Source organism: Prosthecobacter sp. (assembly GCF_044222345.1).
Lineage (GTDB): Bacteria > Verrucomicrobiota > Verrucomicrobiia > Verrucomicrobiales > Verrucomicrobiaceae > Prosthecobacter.
In genome coordinates, this window is the sequence record NZ_JBGANL010000028.1 from 63,737 (window position 1) to 89,776 (window position 26,040).

At 59.9% G+C, this 26,040-nt stretch carries 18 protein-coding genes; 9 read left to right on the forward strand and 9 right to left on the reverse strand.

The annotated features are described in order from the left end of the window. Window positions 1–10: 10 nt before the first annotated feature. Complete coding sequence (locus ACILSL_RS15675) at window positions 11–1,318, reverse strand: amidohydrolase (RefSeq protein ID WP_395732989.1); 1,308 nt, start codon at window positions 1,316–1,318, stop codon at window positions 11–13. Window positions 1,319–1,357: 39 nt separating this feature from the next. After that, a complete protein-coding gene (locus ACILSL_RS15680; protein ID WP_395732990.1) occupies window positions 1,358–2,527 on the reverse strand; it encodes an alpha/beta hydrolase fold domain-containing protein in 1,170 nt (389 codons plus the stop codon). 59 nt (window positions 2,528–2,586) lie between these two features. Between ACILSL_RS15680 and ACILSL_RS15685 the strand changes: the two genes are divergently transcribed. Continuing rightward, window positions 2,587–4,041: a DUF1501 domain-containing protein gene (locus ACILSL_RS15685; protein ID WP_395732991.1), complete on the forward strand. Its 1,455-nt coding sequence runs from the start codon at window positions 2,587–2,589 to the stop codon at window positions 4,039–4,041. Between the two features lie 55 nt (window positions 4,042–4,096). After that, a complete protein-coding gene (locus ACILSL_RS15690) occupies window positions 4,097–5,041 on the forward strand; it encodes a TraB/GumN family protein (protein WP_395732992.1) in 945 nt (314 codons plus the stop codon). 7 nt (window positions 5,042–5,048) lie between these two features. Here the strand turns inward: ACILSL_RS15690 and ACILSL_RS15695 are convergent, their stop codons facing one another. Beyond that, window positions 5,049–6,020 carry an SIS domain-containing protein gene (locus ACILSL_RS15695; RefSeq protein WP_395732993.1) on the reverse strand — a complete coding sequence of 324 codons (972 nt, stop codon included), beginning with the start codon at window positions 6,018–6,020 and terminating at the stop codon, window positions 5,049–5,051. A 107-nt stretch (window positions 6,021–6,127) separates the two neighbouring features. Here ACILSL_RS15695 and ACILSL_RS15700 point away from each other — a divergent pair, with 107 nt between their 5' ends. After that, window positions 6,128–7,153: a hypothetical protein gene (locus tag ACILSL_RS15700; protein ID WP_395732994.1), complete on the forward strand. Its 1,026-nt coding sequence runs from the start codon at window positions 6,128–6,130 to the stop codon at window positions 7,151–7,153. A 52-nt stretch (window positions 7,154–7,205) separates the two neighbouring features. Here ACILSL_RS15700 and ACILSL_RS15705 read toward each other — a convergent pair whose 3' ends face one another. Next, window positions 7,206–7,439, reverse strand: coding sequence for a ferredoxin (locus ACILSL_RS15705; protein ID WP_395732995.1), 234 nt, complete (start codon window positions 7,437–7,439; stop codon window positions 7,206–7,208). A gap of 163 nt (window positions 7,440–7,602) precedes the next feature. Here ACILSL_RS15705 and ACILSL_RS15710 point away from each other — a divergent pair, with 163 nt between their 5' ends. Then, window positions 7,603–14,196: an autotransporter-associated beta strand repeat-containing protein gene (locus ACILSL_RS15710; protein WP_395732996.1), complete on the forward strand. Its 6,594-nt coding sequence runs from the start codon at window positions 7,603–7,605 to the stop codon at window positions 14,194–14,196. A 59-nt stretch (window positions 14,197–14,255) separates the two neighbouring features. Continuing rightward, complete coding sequence (locus tag ACILSL_RS15715; RefSeq protein ID WP_395732997.1) at window positions 14,256–15,305, forward strand: ComEC/Rec2 family competence protein; 1,050 nt, start codon at window positions 14,256–14,258, stop codon at window positions 15,303–15,305. 7 nt (window positions 15,306–15,312) lie between these two features. On the opposite strand, the gene ACILSL_RS15720 is transcribed toward ACILSL_RS15715, so the two are convergent. Continuing rightward, on the reverse strand, window positions 15,313–16,938 hold the full coding sequence (locus ACILSL_RS15720) for an SGNH/GDSL hydrolase family protein (RefSeq protein ID WP_395732998.1): 1,626 nt from the start codon (window positions 16,936–16,938) through the stop codon (window positions 15,313–15,315). A gap of 3 nt (window positions 16,939–16,941) precedes the next feature. Beyond that, complete coding sequence (locus ACILSL_RS15725) at window positions 16,942–18,264, reverse strand: neutral/alkaline non-lysosomal ceramidase N-terminal domain-containing protein (protein WP_395732999.1); 1,323 nt, start codon at window positions 18,262–18,264, stop codon at window positions 16,942–16,944. Between the two features lie 52 nt (window positions 18,265–18,316). On the opposite strand from ACILSL_RS15725, the gene ACILSL_RS15730 reads away from it, so the two are divergent. From ACILSL_RS15730 to ACILSL_RS15740, 3 genes are read left to right on the forward strand one after another with little or no spacing between them, the layout of a single operon-like run. Then, entirely contained in the window at window positions 18,317–19,288 is a 972-nt protein-coding gene (locus ACILSL_RS15730) for a mannonate dehydratase (RefSeq protein ID WP_395733000.1), read from the forward strand. Window positions 19,289–19,308: 20 nt separating this feature from the next. Beyond that, the gene (locus ACILSL_RS15735; protein ID WP_395733001.1) at window positions 19,309–20,751 is read left to right on the forward strand and encodes an Nramp family divalent metal transporter; all 1,443 of its coding nucleotides are present in this window, start codon (window positions 19,309–19,311) and stop codon (window positions 20,749–20,751) included. 7 nt (window positions 20,752–20,758) lie between these two features. Continuing rightward, a complete protein-coding gene (locus ACILSL_RS15740) occupies window positions 20,759–21,985 on the forward strand; it encodes a mandelate racemase/muconate lactonizing enzyme family protein (protein WP_395733002.1) in 1,227 nt (408 codons plus the stop codon). A gap of 18 nt (window positions 21,986–22,003) precedes the next feature. On the opposite strand, the gene ACILSL_RS15745 is transcribed toward ACILSL_RS15740, so the two are convergent. The 3 genes from ACILSL_RS15745 to leuC all read right to left on the reverse strand — a co-directional run bounded on the left by ACILSL_RS15745 (window position 22,004) and on the right by leuC (window position 25,724). Beyond that, window positions 22,004–23,101 (reverse strand): SGNH/GDSL hydrolase family protein, encoded by a 1,098-nt coding sequence (locus tag ACILSL_RS15745; protein ID WP_395733003.1) that lies wholly within the window; start codon window positions 23,099–23,101, stop codon window positions 22,004–22,006. Between the two features lie 9 nt (window positions 23,102–23,110). Continuing rightward, window positions 23,111–24,196, reverse strand: a complete 1,086-nt coding sequence (locus tag ACILSL_RS15750) for an alpha/beta hydrolase fold domain-containing protein (RefSeq protein ID WP_395733006.1) — start codon at window positions 24,194–24,196, stop codon at window positions 23,111–23,113. A 112-nt stretch (window positions 24,197–24,308) separates the two neighbouring features. Further along, the gene (gene leuC, locus ACILSL_RS15755; RefSeq protein WP_395733004.1) at window positions 24,309–25,724 is read right to left on the reverse strand and encodes a 3-isopropylmalate dehydratase large subunit; all 1,416 of its coding nucleotides are present in this window, start codon (window positions 25,722–25,724) and stop codon (window positions 24,309–24,311) included. A 106-nt stretch (window positions 25,725–25,830) separates the two neighbouring features. On the opposite strand from leuC, the gene ACILSL_RS15760 reads away from it, so the two are divergent. Continuing rightward, window positions 25,831–26,040: cation:dicarboxylate symporter family transporter (locus ACILSL_RS15760; RefSeq protein WP_395733005.1), on the forward strand; the 210-nt coding region annotated here is incomplete at its 3' end.

A 26,040-nucleotide genomic window follows, 5' to 3' on the forward strand; every position in this document is an offset into this window, starting at 1 on the left:
GCTGCCCGCTTTATTTCTTCAGCAGGCCCATGACCGCCGAGGTCATCGCTGTCACGCCAGTCTCAATGCTGGGCTCAGGAACGGGTTTGAAATAAGGCGAATGCAGCGACGGCAGCGACGGCAGCGCGGTCCCCTTCGCTTTGGCTGCGGCCACCACTGCGGGCGGCTGCGTGCCGAGCCAAAACATGCACAGCGGCACCTTGTCCTTTGTCATGCCGTATTCGGAAAAATCTTCCGCGCCCATGACAGGCTCGCGAGTGAGGACGTTGTCCGCACCGATGGCCGCCCCGATAAGCCCGCGCACCTCCTGACACAGCTCCGGCTGGTTGTAGAGCGCCGTGGCGCTGTCCTCTGACACGAGCACCTCCGGCATCTTGTCAGCGGGCATGCTGGCGGACTCGGCCTGGGCTTTGACGATGCGTTTGATGGAGTCGATCAAGTGCTGCCGCGTCTCCTTCTTGTAGCTGCGCAAGGTGAGCTGCAGGCGCACTTCGTCGGAAATGATGTTGCTCTTCGTGCCGCCATGAATGCTGCCCACCGTGATCACGGCCGGATCACCAGGCCGCACCTCGCGGCTGACAATGGTCTGCAACGCCAGCACGATCTGTGACGAGAGCACGATGGGGTCCTTGCAGAGGTGCGGCATGGAGCCATGCCCGCCCACGCCTTTCACCACGATCTCCACCGAGTCCACATTCGCCAGCGCAAAGCCTTCGACGATGCCCACCTGACCATGCGCCATGTCAGAGGAGCAATGCAACGCGATGGCTTTGTCCGGCTTGGGAAATTTGGAGAACAATCCCGCACGCAGCATGAACCGTGCGCCGAGCACCCGCTCCTCCGCCGGCTGGCCGATCATGACGATCGTTCCCTGCCATTGATTCCGCAGTTTCACCAAGGCCCGGGCCGTTCCCACAAAGCTGGCCATGTGCACGTCATGTCCGCAGGCATGCATCACGTTCACGTCTCGCCCGAGATCATCCTTCACCACCTTCTTGCTCGCATAGGGTGCCTCCGTCTGCTCCTTCACCGGCAGCGCATCGAGATCCGTACGCAGCAGGATCACCGGGCCGGCCCCGTTCTTCAACACGCCGACGACGCCATGACCACCGACATTCTCCGTCACCTCCAGTCCGGCCTCACGCAGTTCTTTGGCGATGCGCGCCGCCGTTTCGATCTCGTGCAGCGACAGCTCCGGGTTTGCGTGCAGCTCTTTGTAGAGCGTGACGAGCGATGGCAGCTCCTGTTTCACCACCGAAGAAACATCGGCAGCAGCAAGTGATGACCCGACCAGCAAAGAGAGCAAAAACGGTTTCATGCCAAGCACTAAGCCGACAATCGCGGCGTCTTGCAAGATTCAAGGCTGTTTTGGAGCGGATTGCCTGTCGAGAAACATCTGACGCCGGGCTTCGAGTTCGAGCTTTTCTTTTTTCAATTGGATGAGCTCCTCACTAATGCGCGTGCGCATGCCGGAGTCATCCTTGTCTTGCTTCTTGATGGCACCAGCAAGTTCGGCCTGTTTTTGCTGCAGTCGTGCAACCGCGGCTGTCTGCCCCAGGCGGCGGGCGTCCTGAATTTGCACCGTGATCTCGTTCAGCTCCTTCTCTTTCATCTCGCTCATGAGCAAGCCCATCTGGCTGAACTTCGACTGAAGCTTTTTCTCCGCCTGCTCGATCTCACGATCAAACTGCTGCTCACTCAAAGAAAAGTGCATGGACTCCATCCACTCCGCGCAGCGCTGCGGCCAGGCGTTGATGGGCTGCTTGTTGTCGCGCATGCCAAAGCCGTGACCGCCTTTGGTGAAGAGATGAACTTCGCACGGGATGCCGAGTTTTTTATACTCAAGGTAGAGCACCGTGGCGGCCATCGGGTTCTGGCCATCATCATGAGCACAGGCGAGGAACATGGGCGGAGCGTCCTTCGGCACGGTGAAGCCCTCCTTGAGCTTGGTCGGATCTTTGGAATCCACAAAACCACCACCATAGATCATGATGCCAAAATCCGGCAGCTCCGTCTTCGCAGCACGGTCACAGGCGATGTGAGCGAGCAGGTTCCCCCCCGCACTGAAACCCAGCAGGCCGACACGTTTCGGATCCAGATTCCATTCCTTGGCATGCTCGCGAACAAGCGCGATCGCCCGGGCGGCATCGGCCACCGGCTTTTCATGAGGAGCGGTTTCGTCACGCGTGGGCGTGCGGTATTTGAGCAGGACGCCGGTGACGCCGAGGGTGTTGAGCCATTCGCAAACCTGGCTGCCTTCGTGAATGGCGGAGAGGAAGACAAAGCCGCCGCCTGGGGCGACAACGACGCTGGTGCCATTGGGCTTCTCCGGGCGATACACGGTGATCGTGGGATCGTGAATGTCGGTGATGGTGCTTTTGCCGGCCTTGGTGCGGATGAAGTCTTCCGTGGCCTTGGAGTGCGGCAGCATCTGCCCGGGCGCGCCGTCGGGCCAGAGCTTGAGTTCGGTGGGATCAACGGCGCAAAGCGGCAGGGTGCCGAGGAGAAGAATGAGCAGTGCTTTCATGGTCGAGTGTAAATGATGGCGGAAAGGCGGTGATTTGTCACTCGTAGAGATGAGTGCGCATGCACCCGCTTGAATCCACCCACCTCCACCTGACCCGCCGTTCCCTCTTTGGGAAAACGGCGCTGGGGATCGGCGGTGCAGCGCTGGGCGGGCTGCTGACACGCGAAGGCTTTGCCGCGCAGGCACCGGATGCCATGGCACCTGCGCTGCCGCATTTCGCGCCGAAGGCGAAACGAGTGATCTACCTGCTGCAAAATGGCGCGCCCTCGCATGTGGACCTGTTTGATCACAAGCCAATGCTCAGGAAGATGCATGGCACGCAGATCCCGGACAGCATCGCAGCAGGCAAGCGCTTCAGCACCATGACGGGCGGCCAGACGGCGCGGCCGGTGCTGGGAGAGATCTCGAATTTTTCGCGCCATGGCCGCAGCGGCGCAACGGTGAGCGACTTCCTGCCGCACACTGCGGCGATGGCGGACGAGCTGTGCTTCATCAAATCGCTGCACACCACGCAGGTGAATCATGCGCCGGCCATCACGTTTTTCATGACCGGCAGCGAGCAGGCTGGCCGGCCGGCGATCGGCTCGTGGCTGAGCTACGGCCTCGGCAGCGATGCGGAGGACATGCCCGCCTTTGTGGTGATGACCTCGCGCGACAAAGAGGCGAGCTGCGGCCAGATCTTCTATGACTTCTACTGGGGCAGCGGTTTCCTCCCATCGAAGTACCAAGGTGTGAAATTTCGCGGCAGTGGCGATCCCGTTCTCTACCTGAGCAATGCAGACGGCATGAGCAGTGAGGTGAAGCGCACCATTCTGGATGGCATCGCGGGATTCAACGAGATGAAGTTGCAGGACTTCGGCGATCCCGAGATCGCCACGCGCATCGCGCAGTACGAGATGGCCTACAAGATGCAGACGAGCGTGCCGGAGCTGACGGACTTCTCCGACGAACCCAAGCACATCCTCGACATGTACGGCCCGGATGTCAGGCGGCAGGGCAGCTACGCCTACAACTGCCTCATGGCGCGGCGTCTCGCCGAGCGCGGCGTGCGCTTTGTGCAGCTCATGCACGCAGGCTGGGACCAGCACCGGAATTTAAACACCCAGCTCAAGATTCAATGCACCGACACCGATGCGCCAAGTGCCGCGCTGGTGAAGGACCTCAAGCAGCGCGGCCTGCTGGAAGACACCCTCGTCATCTGGGGCGGCGAATTTGGCCGCACGCCCTTCCTCCAGGGCAAGATCGAGGACACCAAGCAGTGGGGCCGCGATCACCATCCTTACGTGTTCACCATCTGGATGGCCGGTGGCGGTGTGAAGCCAGGCATGACCTACGGCGAGAGCGATGAATTCGGCTTCAACGTCGCGAAAGACGGTGTCCATGTGCACGATTTTCAGGCCACCCTGATGCACCTGCTCGGCATCGACCACGAACGCTTCACCTTCCGCTTCCAAGGCCGCCAGTTCCGCCTGACCGATGTGCATGGCAGCGTGGTAAAGCCGGTGCTGGCTTGAGCGGTGCCTCACATCCCGGTTGCATCCCGCTTCCGCCGAGTGTTTGAATCGTCCAATGCCGATCCCCCGCTTCCTCCTTGCCCTCGCGCTCTGCGTCTGCGTCCTGGCATGCAAACGTGAAGAGGCGAAGCCTGCCGCGAAGCCGGATGCCGCGGTGTTTGTCGCCGACGGCGGTGGAGATGGCAGCGTGTGGGTGGTCGACGGGCCACACGGCGGCCGCCTGTTCCTGTGCGGAACGATCCACATTTTACGCGAGAAGGATTACCCCCTGGCCCCGGCCTATGAGGCGGCCTACATGTATTCAAACAAGCTCGTCCTGGAACTGCCTCCGGGTGCGGCTTCAGGATCAGAATTGACGAGCCGGATGTCGCAACTCGGCCAGTATCCAGCAGACAAGTCGCTGGAGGCGAATGTGAGCAAGGAAACCTGGGAGGCCGTGAAAACATGGGCCGCCAAACACGGCCTGAAGGATTCCTCTTTAAACCACTTCCGTCCGTGGTTCGTGGCGCTCATGATCACCTCCACTGAGTATGCGGCCCTGGGCGCCAAGTCGGATCAGGGTGTGGACTCCTTCTTTGAGGAGCGGGCCAAGAAGGACGGCAAGCCCGCCGAAGGACTGGAAACCGTGGAGTTTCAACTCCAGCTCTTTGCCGCCCTCAGTGAAAAGCAGCAGCGCGAGCTCCTGGAGCAAACGCTGGGAGAGATCAGCTCCGTGAAAGAGGAGTTCGAAAAAATGATCAAAGCCTGGAAATACGGCCAGCTGGATGAACTGAAGGAGATGCTCTTCCGCGAGGCTGAGAAGTACCCCGACCTCATGAATCTTTTTCTCTCCTCCCGCAATCTCTCCTGGATGGACCGGCTGGAGCAGATGCTCAAACGTGGTGAAAAAGTGATGGTGCTGGTGGGCACCGGGCACCTCACCTCGGACACCGGCTTGATCGAGCTGATGCGCAAGCGCGGCTACCGCGTGCGGCATTACCGTGAAGTGACGGACTTCTGAGCAAGCCTCACAGAAGCCGCAGCCGGGTCAGATCCTGCGTATCGACCATGCCCACGGGTTTGCCCGATTCATCAACCACCACGATGTCATCGATGCGGTTTTTCTCGAGCGTGGCGAGGACCTCGGCGGCGAGTTTGCTGGCCTGAATGCTCACCGGGCGCGGAGTCATGAACTCGTTCACCGGCTTGTCCGCGATGGCGTTGTTCTTCTGAAAAGCGCGGACAAAGTCACCGTGCGTGAAGACGCCGGCCAGAGTGTCGTCCGGATTTGTCACGATGGCGGCACCGCTGCGCGCGCGGGTCATGGCCTGGAGGGCCTCGCGCACCGTCGTATCCGGCTGGATGACCGCGAGTTGCTCACCGCTGCGCATGACATCGCTCACGCGTGTGAGCAAGGCACGCCCCAGCGAGCCGCCGGGATGCAGCCTGGCGAAGTCTTCCGCTTGGAATCCCCGCGCTTCCAGCAAAGCCATGGCCAGCGCATCACACAGGACCAGCATCGTCGTGGTGCTGGAGGTTGGGGCCAGATTCAGCGGGCAGGCTTCCTGCGTGACGTGCGCATCGAGCACCACGTCCGCATTTCTGGCCAGCGTAGACTGCATGCCCCCGGTGATGGCGATGATCGGGATGTCGAAGCGCTTCAAGTGCGGCAGCAGGTCCAGCAGCTCGGTCGTTTCACCGCTGTAGCTGAGCATGATCGCCAGATCTCCCGGATCAATGACTCCGAGATCGCCATGCAGCGCATCCCCGACATTGAGCAGAACGGTGGTGGCGCCGGTGCTGTTGAGCGTGGCGGCCAGCTTGCGGCCGATGTTGCCGCTTTTCCCCACGCCGCAGACGATCAGCTTGCCGCGCTGGCGGACGCCCGTGAGCAGCAGCTCGATGGCCCGGGCGAAAGATTCGTCAATACGCGCATGCAGCCGCTGCAGCTCGTCGATTTCGAGCTGGATCACGCGGCGGGCTTTTTCGGGATAATTCATGGGCAGGAACTGTTAGGCGGGGACTGAGATGCATCAACCAAGTGCTTGAGCCCGCGATACTTCCCCGCCATGATTGGCAAAGCTCCACCTGAATTGTTATTTAATCAATGACCTCTGGCTCCATCGGTTCTCACCGCGCCTTCATGGGTGTTTGCATCACCCTGTGCGTCATCCTGTCGCTGACACTCTACGTGGGGTGGAAGTTTTATTTCTTCAACGTCGCCAACCGCCACAGCTTGATTGAGAAGGCCCAGTTAGCAGAGAAGAAAGCCCGGGATCTGGAAAAGCTGGGGATTTCCTTGGAGCCGGGCCATACCTCCCCTGCCACTTCGGTGCTGCCCAAACTCACGGCCAGCAATGAGGCCGCCCTCCCACTCACACCCGCAGCTCCCTCCGCCCCACCCACTCTGGCATATTCCCCCATTCAGAGTGCTTCACTTCATCCTGCGGAATCCAGCATCAAGGAGCTGCCTCTGCTGGAGTCCAGCGATGAAGTGGTCCAGGCCTTGCAGTTGCTGGACCAGTATTGGAAAACGGAGTCTTGGAAGGATCGCGTTCCTCTGGTGGCCCATGCTGAGCGCGTCGCCTCCTTGATGAAGGATTACTATGAAGTGCAGGGGGCCTCAGATCCCTTGCCGGGTGCGTTGGTCAGCAAGGCGCGTTATCAGATCGATGGCACTGAAATTCTTTACCTCAGCTATGCCAGCAGCCGCCCCACCGGCTCATTGGAAATCGCCATGCTGCGTGGTCCGCAGGGGAAATTCCTGGTCGACTGGGAAAGCCTCACCGGATACGGCGAGATGTCTTTTCAGGAGTTGCGCACCAAACGTCCCACCAATCCGGTGCTGATACGGTCCTATGTGCGCTTGTTTGAGTATTACAATTACGAGTTCTCCGACTCCAAAAAATACCTGTGCATCAAGCTCCTGTCAGAGAGCGGCGACAATTCCGTGTACGCTTACTGTGAACGTGGCACTCCGCTGGCACAATGGATCGAAAGAGATCTCGCCACCACCGGCCCCACCGGTTTCAAAGGCTACACCATGCTGATATCCTTTCCTCCTAACGCCCAGTCAAACCAGTGCGTGAATCTGGACAAAGTGGTGGCTCAGCGCTGGCTCAGCCTGCCCTGAAATGCCCACCGTCAGACGTGACGATGGGCTTTAAAACGAATGCCCTTCAGGCTTATTCGCCGTCACGACCGATCGCTTCCACAGGGCAGCCGGTGAGCGCTTCTTCGCAAAGTGCGCGCTCCTCATCCGTTTCAGGCTGCTTGTAGAGGAATGAATGCCCGCCATCGTCGTCACGCTTGAAGTTTGCCGGAGCCGTTTCGCGGCAGAGGTCGCAGTCAATGCACTGGTCATCAACATAGTAAGCTCCGGGAGCATTCTGGGCGTATTTGTTTGCAGCGTCAGCCATGGGGATCAGGGAAAGTAAGGGGCGATGATATTAGTTCCCACCCCCGGGGTTTCAAACGGTTTTTTGCCTGCCCCTGTCCGCCCTCTTTGACAGAGTCTTTACAATAAAAGCTCGCTTCAGCCGTGATGCTCGCCGCATCATTCACCCAACCCGCTTTCCTGCCATGAAATCGTTCCTCCTCGCCCTCCTGCTACCTCTCACGGTGCTTGCTGAAAATGAAATCGGCTTCATCGAGCGCTTCGCCCTCGCCGCCGACCGCGAAAAAGCTCTCGGCGAGCTCGTTCCCGGCTCGGAGGAATACTATTTCTTCCACGCCCTCCATTACCAAAACGTCCGCGACAACGCCAGGCTCAATCTAATCCTCAATCAGTGGCGTGAACGCGTTCCCGATGAAAACGAAGCCCGCCGCATCATCCTCAATCGCGAGGCCATCCTGGATTATGAGCGCGATCCCCAGGCCACGCTGAAGTACCTCATCGAGCGCCTCCACATTCGTCATGACCACCAGCGGGAGCTGCGTGACCAAAAACCCGCCCTTCCTACGCAGTTTGATCCCGCCCGAATCAGCCGTGAAATCTTTCTTCTGGATACGCTGAAACATGATGGAGGATTTGAGTCCCTCCCTCAGGAGACTCTCGCCTCCCTCATTCGTGATCAGGCACAGCTCTCGCTTCATCAGCGCCGCAACGTGCTCAGCAAGCTTCAGCGCCCCGACGTGCCAAATCTCGTGCAGGCCATCATTGCCGACCTTCAGGCGGACAAATCACGCACCTTCGGCTCCCTGCCCATTCATCGTGCGTTGCTGCCGGAGCAGCTGGATTCGCTGCTGCAAACCTTCCCGCAGTGGCTCAGCCAGCAGGCCTTCGTTTATACCCGCCTGCGCAAGATGGCCCCCAGCGCGGATGTGAATCTGGAATACGACGACGCAGAACGCGCGGCATGGCTGGACCGCGTGTGGGACTTCGCACAAAAACTGCCGCCCTCCCAAAACACCCTCAAGTCCCGCATCCTCTACCTGCGCCTCGACCATGACCGCAAGCACGGCGTGTATGACCGCACCCGGTTCGTCGAATACCTCAAGCTCCCGCGCCAGCAGGACTACATCAACTACACCTACATCAAGGACGTCATCCCCGGCGAGCTCTCCGACCTCAACGCCGACCTCAGCGAGCCCCTGCTGATTTCCCCACCCCTCACCACCGACGAGCCGCTCGTGCGCGAGTACTTCCTCCACCTCTTTGCTTCCGAGGTGAAGCCCGACTCCGATCCCAATGAAGTGCTCGCTCAGTGGACCACCTACATCGCAGAGGAATGGCTCACCCCCGTGCTGGCAGAGGCGCTCATCACCCACCGCATCGGCTCTCCGGAGCATTGGGCCTCGCTGATCACACCCACCGAATTTCAGCAGCTCAAAGACCGCGTGGACATCGAGTTCCCCGCCACGAATAAGCCGCAGTTCTCGCCCGGTGACGACATCCAGTTCGACGTCACCGTCAAAAACACACCGAAGCTGATCGTGAAGATCTTTGAGCTGAACACGCTCAATTTCTTTCAGACCCAGCAGCGCCAGCTCAATACGGATCTCAATCTCGACGGCCTCGTCGCCAACAGCGAACAGACGCACACCTTCGATGGCGGCCCCTTCGCACGCACGCGGCAGACCTTCAAGTTTCCCGAGCTCAAAGGCAAGCGCGGCGCATGGATCATCGAGTTCATCGGCGGCGGCCGCAGCAGCCGCGCCCTCATCCGCACCGGCCAGTACCATGTGCTGCAGCAGACCGGCCCCAGCGGCGATCTGATCCTCGTCCTCGATGAAAAGAACCAGCCCGTGAACGATGCCGTGGCATGGTTTGAAGGCCGCAAGCTGGTGCGCAGTGAAAAATTCGGCCGCATCGTCATTCCATTCACCAATCAACCGGGCACAAAGAATCTCGTCATTGGGGATGCTGCAGGCACCTTCGCCACGCTCACATCCTTCACCCATCACGCCGAGGACTACCGCCTCGACGCCCAGTTCCACATCGAGCGCGAGCAGCTTCTCGCACGCCGTGAGGCCACCCTTGCCGTGCGCACCGACTTGATGATTGGCGAAGCGCACCTCGCCCCGGAACTCCTCATCGAACCAAAGCTCACCATCACCAGCACCACGCTGGATGGCATCTCCACCACTCGCGAAGTCAAAGATCTGAAACTCAGCGCCGGCAGCGATCTTACCCACACGCTCACCGTCCCCGAACGCCTCGCCACGCTCAACGTCACCTTCAGTGCCAAAGTGGATGTTGTCAGCGCCGGCGGGACCAAGAAAGACCTCACCGGCAGCCACACATGGACGCTCAATGGCATCGACAAAACCGACGCCGTGAGCGACGGCCACCTCAGCACCTTGGATGGTCAGCGTGTCTTCTCACTTCTCGGCAAAAACGGCGAACCCATCGCCGACCAGCAAGTCCTTTTCACCTTCAAGCACCGCGAGTTCAGTCGCACTCAGGTCATCCCGCTGCGCACGGATGACAAGGGCCGGGTGAACCTCGGAAAACTCACCGGCATCGAATCCGTCTCCGCCAAAATCCCCAATGGTCGTCAGACACTCTGGCCCTTGCTCGATGCCGAGGACACGCTCCCCACCACCATTCATGCCAGGCAGGGCGAAACCATCCGCGTCCCCATTCATGACGTCGGCAGTCTTCCAGCCTCACTCCTGGCGCAGACATCCGGCACCTTCACCGCAGACCTTGCAACACTCCTCAAATCCGAAAACGGCCTCCTCACCATCAGCGGCCTCACACCGGGTGATTACTCACTTAAAATCCCCGACCAGCCGGCGATCACGCTCAAAGTCGCCCAAGGCGAAACCCTCGGCGGCTGGGTGCTGGGCAAACACCGCCAGCTTGAACTCAAGGGCAACACACCGCTCCACATCCTCAGCATCGAAAACGGCCAGGAGTTCATCACCGTCAAACTCGCCAACAGCAGCCCCTTCGCACGCGTCCACTTTGCGGCATCTCGTTTCGATCCCGGCAGCGGCATCTACGGCGGCCTCGGCGGCTTCACTCGTTTTGGCGCAGCCTCCGGCACTCCCGCGAGAAACCCCAATCTCTACTCCGCAGGCCGTGAGATCGGCGATGAGTACCGCTACATCCTCGAACGCCGCTACGCCAAGCTCTTCCCCGGCAACATGCTTACCTGTCCCGGCCTGTTGCTCAATCCATGGGAGATTCGAAGCACGGATCTCGATGAACTTGCGCAAGCCGGCGGACAAGCCTCTTCAATGACTCGCGGAGGTGCCGCTGGCCTTGCCTACGACGCCGACAAAATGGCAGCGAAGAAAATGAAAGTCCAGAGCGGCCCGCAAGGAGGCACCAATCTCGATTTCCTCGCCGCATCCGCGCCGGTCATCTACAACCTTGTGCCGGACAAAGACGGGGTCGTCCGCATCGAACGCAAAGCCCTTGGCGACCGCCAGCATGTTCAGATTTACGCCGAAGATCTGCAAAACGCCTCCTGGCGCACACTCACGCTGCCGGAAGCGCCCACGAAGTTCGCCGATCAGCGCCTCGCACGAAATCTCGATCCCAAGACGCCCTTCACGCAGAAAAAGGAAATCACCGTGCTCGAAACCGGCAAGGCCCTCACCCTTGCCGACATCCTCACCAGCGAACTTGAAACCTACGACACCATCAGCGGCATCCACTCGCTCTTCACCACGCTCAGCAATGATGGACATCTGGCCGAATTCGCATGGCTGCTGAACTGGCCCAAGCTCAAAGAAGATGAGAAGCGTGCCAAATACGGCGAGTTCGCCTGCCATGAGCTGAACTTCTTCCTCTTCCGCAAAGACAAGGCTTTCTTCGATGCCGTGGTAAAGCCCTACCTCGCCAATAAGAAGGACAAGACCTTCATGGATGAGTTTCTGCTAGGCCTGGATCTCGCCCCATACCTGGAACCCTGGGCCTACGCCCGCCTCAATATCGTCGAGCGCATCCTTCTCGCCCAGCGCATCAAAAACGAAGCTCCAAATGCCGCACGCCACGTGCGCGAGCTGTGGGAAATGATTCCACCGCATCCCGAACAACAAGATTACCTCTTTGAAACGGCGCTCCGTGGCCGGGCGATGAACAACGATGGCAGCGCAATGGCTGCTTTCGACATGGGCCAGGGAAGGTCCAACACCGCTCAACTAAACCCGGTGCCGCCGCCACCGCCAGGAATGAATGCCATGGCATCCGATCCCTTTGCTGCACCAGCAGCACCCGCTGCAGCGGCTCCTGCCGATTCTTTAACCGTGAACGGGAATGTTGGATCGCTTGGCAACAATTCATCAAGCATCCGTAATCGCTCCCTGACCGCCGATGAACTCCAGCGGCTGCCAGCATTGAAAGACGGCGCTGCAGGAAAGCCCAAGGAAATGGCGGAGCTCGGCCTTGAACGAGAACAAGCACTGCGGAAATCTGGCTCGGGTGCCTTGACAGTGAGTGGCACCACGACTTTCACAGGCGGCACCACCATCAATTCTGGAACCCTCCTCTATTTCGACGCTGGATCTGTCAGGGATTCGCAGCAGCAGGTTCGCAGCTTCTTCCGTGCGCTGGGCCCCACCAAGGAATGGTCGGAAAACAACTACTACAAGCTGCGCATCACAGACCAAGCCGCAGACCTCGTCACAGTAAACGCCTTCTGGCGTGATTACGCAGCCTGGATTGCCGCAGGCTCCAAGGGCGGCTTTGTCTCGGCCAATGTCGCCGAAGCCAGCAACAACTTCACCGAGATGATGCTAGCTCTCGCCGTGCTGGATCTTCCCTTTGAGGCGCCCAAGCACGACACGAAGGCCGACAATGGGAAGTTCACTTTCACCGCAGGCGGCCCCTGCATCCTCTATCACAAAGAGATCAAGCCGGCCGTTGTCGAAAAAAACGCGCAGGGCCAGCTTCTCGTCTCCCAAAGCTTCTTCCGTCAGAGCGACCGCTACCGCATGGAAGGAAATGAGAGGTTCGAAAAATACGTCACCACGGAATTCCTCACCGGCGCAACGTATGGCGCAAACATCGTCGTCACCAATCCGACAAGCAGCCCGGTGAAGGCCGTGGTGCTGCTGCAGATCCCGCAGGGCGCACTGCCCGTGCTCGGCAGCAAGGCCACTGATTCACGTCAGATCCGGCTGGAGCCTTACACCACCCAGACCTTCGAGTATCACTTCTACTTCCCGCTCGTGCCCGCCAAGGCCGGCCTCAAGTTCGCGCACTTCCCTGTCAACGTCGCCACCGGCACCAGCACAGCTGGCGCAAAACCCTTTGAGTTCAATGTCGTGCCGAAACTCACGGAGGTGGACAAGGCCTCATGGGATTATGTGTCGCAGCACAGCAGCGCAGCGGAAGTCTTCACCTTCCTTGATCAGGCCAATCTCGAGTCCCTTGATCTGGCCCGCGTCGCCTGGCGCTGCCGTGAGAGCGTGGACTTCTACCAGAAACTCATCGCCTACATGCGTGCGCATCATCTCGACAATGAAACCATCGACACCTATGCCCTGCTTCACAACGACGCCGCCACGCTGCGTGAATGGCTGAAGGTGCACTTCGGTGATGCCTGCGGGCCGTATTTCGCCAGCAAACTCCTCACGCTCGATCCCATCGAACGCCGCAGCTACGAGCAGCTCGAATACTCCCCGCTCGTCAACCAGCGCGCCCACCGCGTCGGCGGCGAATGGCGCATCGCCAATCCCGCTGTGCTGGAGCAGTACACCATGCTTCTCGGCATCCTCGCACACAAACCGCAGATGGATGCCATGGACAACCTCAGCGTGGCCTACTTCCTCTTTCTGCAAGACCGCGTGGAGGAGGCCCTGGCCCGCTTCAAGTCCATCGACGCCGCCAAGCTTCCCACCAAGATCCAGCACGACTACTTCCAGTGCTATGCCGCTTTTTATGAAGGTGATCTCGCCGCCGCACGCGGTCTCGCCGCGAAGTATGCCGATCATCCCGTGCCACGCTGGAAGCTCCTGTTTGCCGATGTGGCCGCACAGATCAATGAGATCGAAGGCAAGGACGCAAAAACAGAAAAAGGCGACAAGCCCGACCGTGAGAAGCAGCAGGCGGAGCTCGCCTCCACCGAGCCCGGCTTTGATTTCAAAGTCGAGAACAAGAGCATCGCTCTAAGCTGGAAAAATCTCGGAGAGGTCACCCTGAACTACTACCTCATGGACCCCGAGTTCAGCTTCAGCAGCAATCCTTTCGTGAGCCAGGACGCCGGACGCTTCAGCATCATCAAGCCGAACAAAACTGCCACGCAGGTCCTGCCGAAGAATCAAACCACCCTTGACCTCGCGCTGCCCGCCGAATTCACCAAGGCGAACGTGCTTGTCGAAGTCATCGGAGCAGGGCTGCGCAAGACTCAGGTCTATCACGCCAACACCTTGAAGATCACGCTCTCCGAAAACTACGGCCGCCTCGAAACCCGTGACACCACCTCTGACAAGCCGCTGCCGAAGACCTACGTCAAAGTGTACGCACGACTCAACAACGGCACCGTGCGCTTCTTCAAAGACGGCTACACCGATCTGCGCGGCCGCTTTGACTACGCCAGCCTCAACGGCCCCGAAAATGCGTCGCCACAATCCACGCCCTATGAAGCGGCACCCGCCAACGGCCTCGACTACCAGATGCTCAAGCCTGCCGAACTGAGCAATGTCGAAAAAATCGCCATCCTGATCCTCAGCGACACCCACGGAGCAACGGTGAAGGAAGTGAATCCACCGGGAAGGTAGATTCATCTGTGATGAGAGAACGCGCCTTCTTCGAGCGTGAAGAAGGCGCTTCACCCATCATGAAACCCATCCTCGCCGCCCTGCTTGCCTGCACCCTCACTCTTTCCGCGCGTGACCAGACGCTGGACATCTATTGGATCGACTCCGAAGGCGGTGGCTCGACCCTGCTCGTCACACCAACAGGAGAATCCGTTCTCATCGACACCGGCAACCCTGGCGGACGCGACCCGCAGCGCATCAAAAAAATCGCAACTGAGCAGGCCAAACTCACCCGCATTGATCACGTCATCATCACGCACTTTCATGCCGATCACTTCGGCGGACTGGCCGAACTGGCGGAACTGATGCCAGTCGGCACGCTCTACGACAAAGGCATCCCCGCTGGCAGCCCGGACGGCAAGGCCCAGGACATGCGCTGGACGCTGACAAGCCGCCCGTATCGCGATGCCAAGGTCGAAAAGCGCGTCACGCTGGCGGCGGGTGCCGTGGTGCCACTAAAACAAACCGAAGGCAGCCCCAAGCTGACGCTGCGCTGCCTGGGTGCAAATCAGCAGTTCATCCCTCCTTATCCCGGCCAGCCCGAAAACCCGCTCAAAGGTTCTGTGCCCCCCAAAGCAGCCGACCCAACTGACAATGCCAACAGCGTCGTCATGCTTCTACAGTTCGGCGACTTCCGCTTCTTTGATGGCGGCGATCTGTCATGGAATGTCGAGGAGAAGCTGGTCTCCCCGCACAATCTCGTCGGTCCCGTCGATCTATATCAGGTCAACCACCACGGCCTGGATGTGAGCAACAACCCCATGCTCATCCACAGCCTCCAGCCCACAGTTTCGGTCATGAACAACGGCCCCCGCAAAGGCACCAGCAAGTCCGCCATGGACGCGCTCAAATCGCCCCCCACAATCCAGGCCATGTATCAGGTGCATGAAAACGTGCGCGATGACCATGAGAACACCGCGGACAAGAGCATGATCGCGAATCATGGTGATCTGGCCGAGGGCTGCGCGGCGCATCACATCCACTGCACGGTGAGCGCGGACGCGAAGAGCTACACCGTGGAAGTGCCTTCGCAAAAGCACAGTCGCACCTTCCAGACTCGCTCAAAGTAGCGACGCGCTACTTCTTGCCAGCCACTGTGGAGCGAATGACCGGAGCAAGCCATTTGGCCGTCTCGTCGGCAATCACATTGTAACCCGCGAGGTTCGGGTGGCGATCCCCCGCCCAGCCGGGGATGTGGCCGAAGATGCCATCGAGACGGTTGTCGAGCACGACAACCTTCGGATCACCTCCCTCCGGCTGGATGTAGGGGGTGGCAAACGGACGAAGGTTTTCGGGGATTTTCGACAGCGGAAAACGGCGATAATTGAGGCCGTCAGGATTCTTCTTCAATTCAGCCAGGTAGCGTGGCGCGATGTCGAAGAGCGTGAGTTTTTCATCCTTGGCGATCTGCTTGATGAGAGCGTTGATGTCCTCGTGCAGATTGTTAAGAGCATAAGGGATGGCAGTCATCGGGATGAGCATCGCCTTGGGGTGGTCTTTGCGCAGACGCTCAAGCAACTCATGAAAATCCTTCCCGAACTGGGTTTTGAAGTCTTTGACCTTCGCCTGGTCGTTGAGTCCGTAGCGGATGAAGATGTAATCGGCCTGCGGCTTGGTTTTCACGGCTTTGTCGTAGCGGGTGTCGAGCAGACGGCGGATGAACTCGCCGCTGACGCCTTCATTGTAGACATCGCAGGGAGGCAGATCGGGCTCGGCTGCGAGTTTAATACGCAGGGTGTCCTCAATCTGCGGCTCATCTGGCGCGAGCTTCTTTGGAATGCTGGCCTCGGTGGTGCTGTCGCCAAGAAGGATGATCTGCAGGCGCTTTTTGCCCGCCGTGGCATCACTGAAGGCGAAGGACTTGCCACCGATGAACTGGTCTGAGGTGATGGTGGGGCAGATACGCTTTTCCACATGGGAGACAAAGAGCTCGGTGCCGCGTGCATGGCTGACGAAGGGCCAGCGTGCGGGGTTGTACATGGTGTCTGTCAGATCTCGCATCAGGACGACGTGCTTGCCGTTCTTGGCCATCTGGCGCAGACCGAAGGGGCGACCGGAGACGCACATGTTGAGATGCACGCCCATGAGGATGACGTTATCGATGTTCTTCGCCTCGAGGAGGTTCCAGATTTCGACGCCACTGTCGCTGATGGCGTCTTTGTCTTGATCAATGCGCAACACGTCGATCTGCTTGGTCCACGGCGCTTTGGGATTGAGGCCTTTCCCTGCGAGTTCTTTCGCCCAGGCGGCATGCTCAGCGAGATCGTCGTCCTCGCCGCCATCGGTTTGATCCAGCGGATACACAGCCATTTCCTCGGCCGGGATTTGCTTGCACCATTCGGCGATCTTGTCCGGCAGGCGCGCAGCGGCGGGGGCAGACTTCGCGCGCTCGCGTGCGGGGGTGCCTTCGTAAGGCTTCATGCAACTGCTCGGCGCATGAATGATGAGCACTCCATCCTTGCGGGCTTTTTCGAGGACCTCGTTCATGCGCGGGGCCATCTCGACCTCGCGAGTCACGGCGTTTTTGCAGTGGTGCAGGTCCCACATATCGCAGACGATGATGGCGGTGCGTGAGGGCAGCCACTGCTCTTTGACCAGAGCCGCCTTGCTAGCAGGGGCGCGGGACTGAAGTGTGAGGGAGAGCGGTGTCTCGGCAGCAAAGCACGAAACAGCAAACGCGAGGAGGAGTGTGAGCGTCTTCATGGATTATTTGGAAAGCTTCTGATGCAGGTCGTGAACTTTGGCGGCGATGCGGTCTTCCACACTGTCCGCCCAGCCTGCCGCAGCTTCATAACCGCCTTCTTTGAGGACACGCAAGCTGGGAACGTAACCGGTGTAATCATTTGAATAACCGGCCACCCAAACACCCGCGGCACCGGCAAACTCATGCTTGAAGCGCAGGGAGTAATCCACCACGACTTCGCTGCCGAGCGTGATGAAGGTGAGATCGTTGCCCAGCTTGATGACCTGCACCGGGTAGTCATGGTCTGCACGACCGGGCTTGGCGTAGCTGAGCTTGATCTCCTCATAAGCGGCACGGATCGGTCCATTGACTGGACGCGGATTGACGACGAGAGCCATTTCAACGGCGTTCGAAAGCGAACGACCATGCTGCATGGAAAGCTCCAGATCAGTGACACCGGGAACGACATCGCTGCGACGTGGATACGGGTTTTGATCAGCGCCGCAGCCCATCAGGAACAGGGCCGTGAAGCCGGGACGGTGCTCCTGCAGGTATTCCTGCGCAAAGCCCGCATAGTCGCCGCACCAGTTGTAAAAGCCGAGGCTGGTGTTGTGGCAGGCATAGCCAAACAGGGTGGCCCGCAACGTGCCATCAGGCGCTTCGATGCGCAGGGCGGGCACCTCATGATCGACGGGACCATTGGGATTCGGAGCCTTGTTGGCGTTCGGATGTTCGGGCGGCAGCGTGTAGTCACGGCGGCGGTTCATGGCGAAACCGCAGCGCGCCTTGTTCCAAGTGAGGCGTGCAGGCTGCATTGCCGCGAGCGCTTGGCCGATCAGGCCGACGAGGTCGTTTTGCAGTTTCTGCGTGTAGTCCCAGGCATCTTTGGCTTTGGGGTTGTCCTTTTCGGCATCCGTCAGCGGAGCCGTGCGCAGAGAGGGCCCACTGTGGGTATGCGAAGCGTTCATCACCAGATGCGCAGGCGGCAGCCCAAACTCCTTCTCCACACGCTGCGCCACCTCACGCCTCAGAAGTTGCGGTACTCCGATGAGATCGAGCGTGACAAAGACGAGCTTGTTGCCCTGCTCATCTTCCAGAGCCAGGGCCTTCGCGAACAGATCCTGCACCTTGCCTTCCGCAGGCTTTTTGCGCCCCGCATACCCCGCCATCCAGAGCATCTTCTGCGGCGTCACTTTGACCGTGGCCGTGCCCGCTTTCCAGTTCGCCGGCAAGTGGGGAGCCACAGACTTCGGCGGGCCGGCAGGAGAAAGCGGCGTGGCTCCGGGTGGCGCTGCAAGAACGACACTGGAACACAGAAGGGCGAGCAAAAAAGCGCGGAGCGGCATGCACAAACTACGGGCGCACCCACGTTGTTTGTTCACTCCGCACCCATCTTTCATGCGCCTCGCCTCCGTCCTCACACCTCTCAGCGATCACCATCTGGCCCTCGCGGCGCAATGCGGCGTCGAAGAGATTACGGTGCGTTACCCAGGACTAGAAATGGAGCCTCTGCTGCAGACCAAGGCGCAAATCGCGCGCCACGGCATGAAGCTGGGCATCATCGAAGGCTATCTGCCCATCGAGAAGCTCAAGCTCGGCAAGGACGATGGCAGTGACATGAGGGCGATGAAACGGCTGCTTGAACACATGAGCGAGGCGGAAATTCCGCTTCTTTGCTACAACTTCATGGCCGGCACCGACTGGGTGCGAACCAAACTGGATGCCAGGGAGCGTGGCGGAGCGCTGGTGACGGCCTTTGATCTCAAAGATGCACAACACGCCATGTCTTTGAACGCGACGGCGATTCAGGCCGGCGGCGAAACCATCACGGCAGACGCCCTGTGGACGAACTTGGAGCGCATGCTCGCCGAACTGCTCCCCGCAGCAGAAAAACACGGCGTGACGATGGTCATGCATCCCGATGACCCGCCGCTGGCAGAATTCGCCGGCAAGGCGCGCATCATGAACAGCGTCGAAAACTTCGAGCGGCTCATGCGCCTCTCTCCGAGCCGGCACAATGCGATCTGTTTCTGCCAGGGCACCTTTGCGGAGATGGGTGCGGACATTCCCGCCACCATCCGCCGGCTCGGCCCGCACATCCGTTACGTTCATTTTCGCGACGTGCGTGGCAATGCAGAGTGTTTTGCCGAAACGTTTCATGATAACGGCCCCACCGACATGGTTGCCGCCATGCGCGCCTATCGCGACATCGGCTTCACCGGTCCCATGCGTCCCGATCATGTGCCGCAGCTCGACGGCGAAGAAGAGGGCGAGCCCGGCTACACCATGATGGGCCGTTTGTTCGCCTATGGCTACATGCGCGGGCTGATTCAAAGTGTTCAATCCGGTCTGCCATCATCACCCATCTGAAGAGCGGCGGATAAAATCTCATGAATCCTGGCCCAACCACCCCAAATCACGGCTCCCTTCCTCCTTGGAAGACCGACGATCTCCCCGCACCGCTGCCATTCAGCTGGCGCAATGCGCTGCGCACCATCGGGCCGGGGGCCATCCTGCTCGTGGGGGCCATTGGAATGGGCGAGTGGATCGCGGGGCCGTTGTTTGTGGTGCAGCACGGACGCAGCGTACTGTGGATCGCCACGCTGGCATTTGTGCTGCAATCGCTGCTGAATCTCGAAGCGGTGCGCTACACGCTTTACACCGGCGAGCCGGTGCTCACGGGCTTCATGCGGATGCGGCCGGGATCGCGGGTGTGGGGCGTGTTTTATGCGCTGGCGGGCTTTGCGCAGCTCGGCATGCCTGCGGCGGCGGCCGGATGCGCCGGGGTGGCCTTTGCGATCCTGCAAGGGCGTGCTCCGACGAATGGCGATGCGTCGACTGTGACGTGGATCACGGTGGCCCTCGTATTGATCTCGGCCGTGGTGCTCGCCTCAGGGAAGAAAGTCGAGCGGCTGCTGGAACGGCTGTCGTGGATGATGATCATCTTCATCTTCGGATTCCTGCTGTGGGTGAACTTCACCTTTGTGCCGCTCAAGGACTGGAGCAGCACGCTGACTGGCTTCTTCTCGTTCGGAGTGGTTCCTGAGAAGGTCGATTTCGTGATGCTGGCGGTTTTTGCAGCGCTCGCAGGCAGCGGCGGCATTGGTAATCTTGCCATCGCCAACTGGTTTCGTGACAAGGGCTTCGGCATGGCTTCCAAAGCGGGCAACATGGGTGGCGTGTGGAGCACGGAGCAGACATTGGCCCCCGTAGGCAGCGTGTTTCCGATCAACGCGGAAAATTTGAAGCGCTGGCGCGACTGGTGGCGTTACGCGATCATTGATCAATCCGGCCTGTGGATGCTGGGATGCATCGTGGGCATGTTTTTGATGGTGAATCTGGCCTCGTCATTGTTTCAGCCCGGCATGCAGGTCACCGGCGTTGCGGCGGGTGTGTTTCAAGCGGCGGAGATGCGCAAGCTGTGGGAGGGCTTCTGGATTCTCGGCCTCATGAACGGCTTCTGGATTCTGTTTTCGACGACGCTGACGAATGTGGATGTGCTGGCCCGCGTGGTGGCAGACATGGCATGGGCGGGCGGTGCGGTGCCGAAGAAAATGCCGGTGGGGCGGTTCTATGGCCTGCTGCTGCTCGGCTTCACGGTGATCGCGTGCTTCGGCGCATTCCTTGGCGATGCGAAGCTGCTGCTCATGATTCTCGGCGCCACCGCCGCCCCCATCACGGCCTTGTCCGCGCTGCAAATCCTGCGCCTCAACACCACGCTGCTGCCGCGTGAGCTGCGCCCGCCCCTGTGGCGCAAGATCGCGCTCATCTTGTGCGCCTTGTTTTACGGCTTCATTTCATTCGCCATGTTCCGCCAGGTTTTCTCCCACTGATCCCCCCATGTCACGCATCACCGCCATCGAAACCGCCATTCCGTCCGGCATCATGCCGAATCTGCTGCTCGTCCGCATTCACACGGAGGACGGGTTCATCGGCTGCGGCGAGACGTATTACACTCCGCATGCCATCTCGGCATTGATTCACGATTGGATGGCAGAGCGACTGCTCGGAGCCGATGCGCTGGCGATCGAGGCGCACTGGCGTTTCATCTATGAACGCTGCACGCCGTTTGGACATCCGGGCGCGGAGATGCGCGCGCTGTCCGCCATTGATCTCGCGCTGTGGGACATTCTTGGGCAGGCCTGCAACCAGCCGGTGTATCGCCTGCTCGGCGGGCCGGTGCGTGATGCGATTCCCGTGTACAATACGAGCGGCGGTCCGAGTTACGGCGCGCTGGCAGGTGCCACGGAAGCCCCACGTCATCCGGGCTGGCCGGGCTATGGCGACATCGGCAGCAAGGGACCGCTGCAAGACAACTGGGCTTCTCATTTTGCCGCCGGCGACCTCGCTGAGGAATTGCTCGCTGAAGGCATCACCGCGATGAAGCTGTGGCCCTTTGATCGCGCGGCACATCGCAACGGCGGTCTGCACATCTCATGGGCCGATGTCGAAGAGGCCATGAAACCCCTTCGGGAGATTCGCGATCGAGTGGGCATGAAAATGGACATCGCCATCGAAGGACACGCGTTTTTCCAGCTCCCGGCGGCGGAACGCATCGCCGAAGCCTTGCGCGAGATCAAACCGCTCTGGCTGGAAGACGTGCTGCGCGTGGACAACGCCGCCACCCTGGCCGATTTCCGTCGTCGGAGCGGCCTGCCCATCGCGGCGAGTGAAATGCTGCTCGGCCGCAAAGAATATTTGAGCGTGCTGCAAGCTCAGGCCTGCGACTACTGCATGGTCGATCCCACCTGGAACGGTGGCATCAGCGAAACCCGCCGCGTCATCGACATGGCGCAGACCTTCAACGTCCCCGCGACAATTCACGACTGCACCGGCCCGCTCACGCTGTTCAGCGGCCTGCATCTCGCGGCCTCATCGGCCAATGTCGTGTTTCAGGAGACGGTCCGGGCGCACATCCGCTCGTTCTACGACAAGCTGGTCGATACGCTGCCGGTCATCGTGAACGGAAAGGCGCAACTGCCCACGGGAGCGGGCATGGGGACCAAGCTGAAGGACGAGCTATTCCGTGAAGGAATGAACGGATGGAGGAAGAGTGTGGCGAAGTAGTGAACTTCAACCGCCGCTTCACAGCTTGGCTTTCATCCACGAGTAGAAGCTCGCGCCGATCTGGGCGTAGCCTGCGGGATTGGGATGCACGCCGTTGTTGTTCGGGTAGCCATCGACAGGATCAAGATTGAGCTCCGTGGGGACAATGAAGATGCCTTCTTTTTCGCGACCCGAGAGGCGCTTGAGCATGAGCTGCACAATGCGGTGCTGGATGCGCTTCCAGCCCCAGCGCGGATACTTGTCCTTGTAGTTGGCGGTGAAGCCTTCCTGACGAGCATTCGGCGGCGTGGTGAGACCGACGGCGAGTTTGGCATTGGGTGCGGCTTTGTGGAATGCCGCGAGGAGCTTGTCGGCGTTGTCGAGCACCTCATTGATCTTGGCATCTGGGTTGTTCGGATCGGCGCCGAAGCAATCATTGATGCCGAGCAGGAAGGTGACGATGTCAGGAGGCTGATTGTCGCAGTGCTCTTTGAAATAACGCAGAAGATCGAAGTCGCCTTTTTTGCCGTCTGCCGAGGGGAAGATGAAAGGGCTGGTGGCCTTGCGTGCGAGCGGACCTGCTGCCACTCCGGGAGTCTCCGGAGCGAACTTGGTCAAAAAGTCAGACCACTTCCAGCCGCCGTAACCTTCATGCGCGACACCGGGCTTGGCGTTGGCGGGTTTATGCGTGCCGAGCAGCGTGGCCTGGGGATTGCCTGGCAGAGCAAGCAGCCGGGCGATCTCATTCGGGTAAAAGCTCGCATGCGTGAGGCTGTCCCCCACGATGAGCACGCGCAACGGCTTGGCGGAAATCGATTTGCGCGGGGAGATGTGCAGCGTCGTCTTCCCCTGCTCCAGCACTTTGCCGCCAGCGTCTTTGACCGTGATGGCAAGCGGGTGATCACCCACATCGGCATCACTCGGTGTGACCGTCCAACGGCGCTCTTCGTTTTTGCCCAGCTTGCAGGTGAACTCATAGCGATAGGACTCGGGAGTCTCCGTCAGCACGATGTTGTCGTGGTAGATGCTCATCGGCACATCCGGCGTGGCATACACGACGGGCGGGAGAGTGAGCTGAAGATCTCCGGCGAAAGCGGAGCAGGTGAGCGCGCAGAAGAGACTGAGGATCCGGTACATGACCTCCCATTACGGAGCATCATGAACGAATCGTTCCATGAAGCGCACAATCGCAGACATGGAAAGCTGCCCGCCCGGCGTCGAGGGGAAAAAATCCATGCCATGTGTCCCCCATGGAATCTCAAGGAAGAAGTGATCGTCGCGGTGCGCGAGGCTCGTGCTGAAACGGCGGCTGTGACCGATGCCGACAAGAGAATCCAGAGTCCCGTGCAGGATCAGGGTGGGCAGGCGGTGCGTGTCGAGGAACTCGGTCGCCGAGGCCGTGCGGTAGCCTTCGGTCACCTCGTGCGGATCGCCGCCCATGTACTGGCGCACCAGAGTCAGGGATTTTAACAAATCGTCAGGCACTGACCATTCCCGGGCCAGATGCATGTTCGGCGTGCCATACACATCGATGCAGGCACAGGCACCAAGCTCCGGCATGCCATAAGCACAGGCAGCAGCGATCTGCGCGCCAGCGGACCGGCCCATGAGAACGATCCGCTTCATATCAATACCAAGCTCAGCAGCATGTTCACGCACCCAGGCGAAGGCGCGCCGAGTGTCCTCAGCCTGCGCCGGCCAGCGGTGTTTCGGAGCAAGACGATAGGCATAGGAACACAGCACATAGCCGTGAGAAGCGAGCTCCGTGTTGGCTCCGACAAATTCGCCCGGATCACCGCTGTCCCAGCCACCGGTGTGGGCGATCAGCAGACACGGCCGCGGCTTCTCAATACCGACAGGCCGATAAATCACCACATCCAGCGCTTCATCTCCCTCCCGCCAATAGGTGCGACGCTCACACTGCACGCTGAACTTCTCAGCATGCACCGGCTTCCACAAACGCAGCCAGGAGAACCTCAGCCCCTGCGCCGCAGCAATGCGCGACGCCTGCACGGCAGGAATGAAAAACACGACGGCGAGCAGCAGACAAACCGCCGCCAGCCAGCGTGAGGACTGCGCGGCAGGATAAATCAACACCAAGGACAGCAGCGTAAGCCAGTGGCCAAACTCCGTGGTGGCCAGCTGAAGTTGCCACTGCCAGCGCGTCGGCGACATGACCCATGCGTTCACCGCGAGCAAAGCGAGAATGAGGAGTGCCGAAATGAGAACCACAGTTTTCAAGAATCTGGTCTTATCCGTTTCAGGCACAATTCTGGATTCAGTCACTTCATAAAAAAGGCGCGGATCTCACGACCCGCGCCTTTCGAATCAATGGGTTTCAGGATCAACCAGCAATCGTGAACACCTCACGGGCATCCGCGATGCTGCCAGTCAAAGCAGCAGCAGCGACCATGACGGGGCTCATCAGGACCGTGCGTCCCGTGGTGCTGCCTTGGCGGCCCTTGAAATTGCGGTTCGAAGAGGATGCGCAGAGCTGATCGCCGACGAGCTTGTCGGGATTCATCGCCAGACACATGGAGCATCCTGCGCCGCGCCATTCGAAGCCAGCTTGACTGAAGACCTCATGCAGACCTTCCTGACGGGCCAGCACATCGACGATCTGTGACCCTGGAACCGCGATGGCTTTCACACCAGCGGCCACTTTGCGGCCCTTGATGAACTTCGCCACTTCGCGGAAGTCGCTGAGACGACCGTTGGTGCAGGAACCAATGAAGGCCACATCAATCTTGGTGCCCTTGATCGGCTGACCGGCAGGCAGCTTCATGTAATCGAGCGCGTCCTGGATGGAGATGCGGCCCGGCTCAGTGGCAGCGCTTTCGGCAGTCGGCACGTTTTCAGTCACGGCGATGGCCTGGTCCGGGCTGGTGCCCCAGGTGACCGTCGGCGGCACGTCTTCGGCCTTGATGTTGATGACATCGTCATAAACGCAATCTGCATCCGAAGCGACCGCACGCCATTGGGCCACGGTGGTCTCCCAGGCATCACCCGTCGGCGAGTAAGGACGGCCTTTGAGGTACTCGAAGGTCTTTTCGTCCGGATTCACGTAGCCGCAGCGCGCACCACCTTCGATGCTCATGTTGCAGACGGTCATGCGCTCTTCCATCGACATCGCATCAAACAGGCTGCCGCCGTATTCGTAGGCGTAGCCGATGCCGCCATTCGCGCCCAGCAGGCGGATGATGTGAAGAATCACGTCCTTGGAATAAACACCGGGGCGCAGCTGGCCGTCCACATTGATGCGGCGCACCTTCATCTTGCCCAGTGCCATCGTCTGCGTGGCGAGAATGTCGCGCACCTGCGTGGTACCAATGCCAAAGGCGATCGCGCCAAAAGCACCGTGCGTGGCGGTGTGGCTGTCGCCACAGGCAATGGTGGTGCCGGGCTGGGTGATCCCCTGCTCAGGTCCGACCACGTGCACAATGCCCTGCTTGCCGCTGGCGAGGCTGAAATAGGTGATGCCAAATTCCTTGGCGTTCTTGTTCAGCTCCTGGATCATCGCCTCGGCCAGAGGGTCGGCGAAGGGCGAGACCTGGCTGTCGGTCGGCACGATGTGGTCCACCGTGGCAAAGGTGCGGTGCGGGTAGGCCACTTTCAGGTTCAGATCGCGCAGCATGCCAAAGGCCTGCGGGCTGGTCACTTCATGGACGAGATGCGTGTCGATGAGGAGCTGTGTCTGGCCATTGGCGAGCGTGCCAACGACGTGTGAGTCCCAGACTTTTTCGAAGAGTGTTTTGCCCATGATGCGTGCGAATTGGTGGTTTGGAGGGCTGCGAGCCTAGCACGCCGGGCGGAGGGTGCAAGAAAGCCTCTTGGCTTTTGCCACGAACCTGCCAGCATCCGCGCCCATGAAATGGTTCAAAGTTCTCTACGTGCAGGTGCTGATCGGCGTCATTTTGGGCATTCTGCTCGGTTTGCTGTTTCCGCCGGCGAATGCGATCTCCCTTTTCGGCCACTCTTTCAATGCCACCGACTTGCAGCCGCTGGCGGAGATTTTCATCAAAGCGATCAAAATGCTGATCGCACCGATCATCTTCTGCACGGTCGTGTGCGGCATC

Coding starts and splice junctions, on each gene's coding strand:
- ACILSL_RS15675 (WP_395732989.1), bottom strand. CDS start 1,318: ATGAAACCGTTTTTGCTCTCTTTGCTGGTCGGGTCATCACTTGCTGCT.
- ACILSL_RS15680 (WP_395732990.1), bottom strand. CDS start 2,527: ATGAAAGCACTGCTCATTCTTCTCCTCGGCACCCTGCCGCTTTGCGCC.
- ACILSL_RS15685 (WP_395732991.1), top strand. CDS start 2,587: ATGCACCCGCTTGAATCCACCCACCTCCACCTGACCCGCCGTTCCCTC.
- ACILSL_RS15690 (WP_395732992.1), top strand. CDS start 4,097: ATGCCGATCCCCCGCTTCCTCCTTGCCCTCGCGCTCTGCGTCTGCGTC.
- ACILSL_RS15695 (WP_395732993.1), bottom strand. CDS start 6,020: ATGAATTATCCCGAAAAAGCCCGCCGCGTGATCCAGCTCGAAATCGAC.
- ACILSL_RS15700 (WP_395732994.1), top strand. CDS start 6,128: ATGACCTCTGGCTCCATCGGTTCTCACCGCGCCTTCATGGGTGTTTGC.
- ACILSL_RS15705 (WP_395732995.1), bottom strand. CDS start 7,439: ATGGCTGACGCTGCAAACAAATACGCCCAGAATGCTCCCGGAGCTTAC.
- ACILSL_RS15710 (WP_395732996.1), top strand. CDS start 7,603: ATGAAATCGTTCCTCCTCGCCCTCCTGCTACCTCTCACGGTGCTTGCT.
- ACILSL_RS15715 (WP_395732997.1), top strand. CDS start 14,256: ATGAAACCCATCCTCGCCGCCCTGCTTGCCTGCACCCTCACTCTTTCC.
- ACILSL_RS15720 (WP_395732998.1), bottom strand. CDS start 16,938: ATGAAGACGCTCACACTCCTCCTCGCGTTTGCTGTTTCGTGCTTTGCT.
- ACILSL_RS15725 (WP_395732999.1), bottom strand. CDS start 18,264: ATGCCGCTCCGCGCTTTTTTGCTCGCCCTTCTGTGTTCCAGTGTCGTT.
- ACILSL_RS15730 (WP_395733000.1), top strand. CDS start 18,317: ATGCGCCTCGCCTCCGTCCTCACACCTCTCAGCGATCACCATCTGGCC.
- ACILSL_RS15735 (WP_395733001.1), top strand. CDS start 19,309: ATGAATCCTGGCCCAACCACCCCAAATCACGGCTCCCTTCCTCCTTGG.
- ACILSL_RS15740 (WP_395733002.1), top strand. CDS start 20,759: ATGTCACGCATCACCGCCATCGAAACCGCCATTCCGTCCGGCATCATG.
- ACILSL_RS15745 (WP_395733003.1), bottom strand. CDS start 23,101: ATGTACCGGATCCTCAGTCTCTTCTGCGCGCTCACCTGCTCCGCTTTC.
- leuC (WP_395733004.1), bottom strand. CDS start 25,724: ATGGGCAAAACACTCTTCGAAAAAGTCTGGGACTCACACGTCGTTGGC.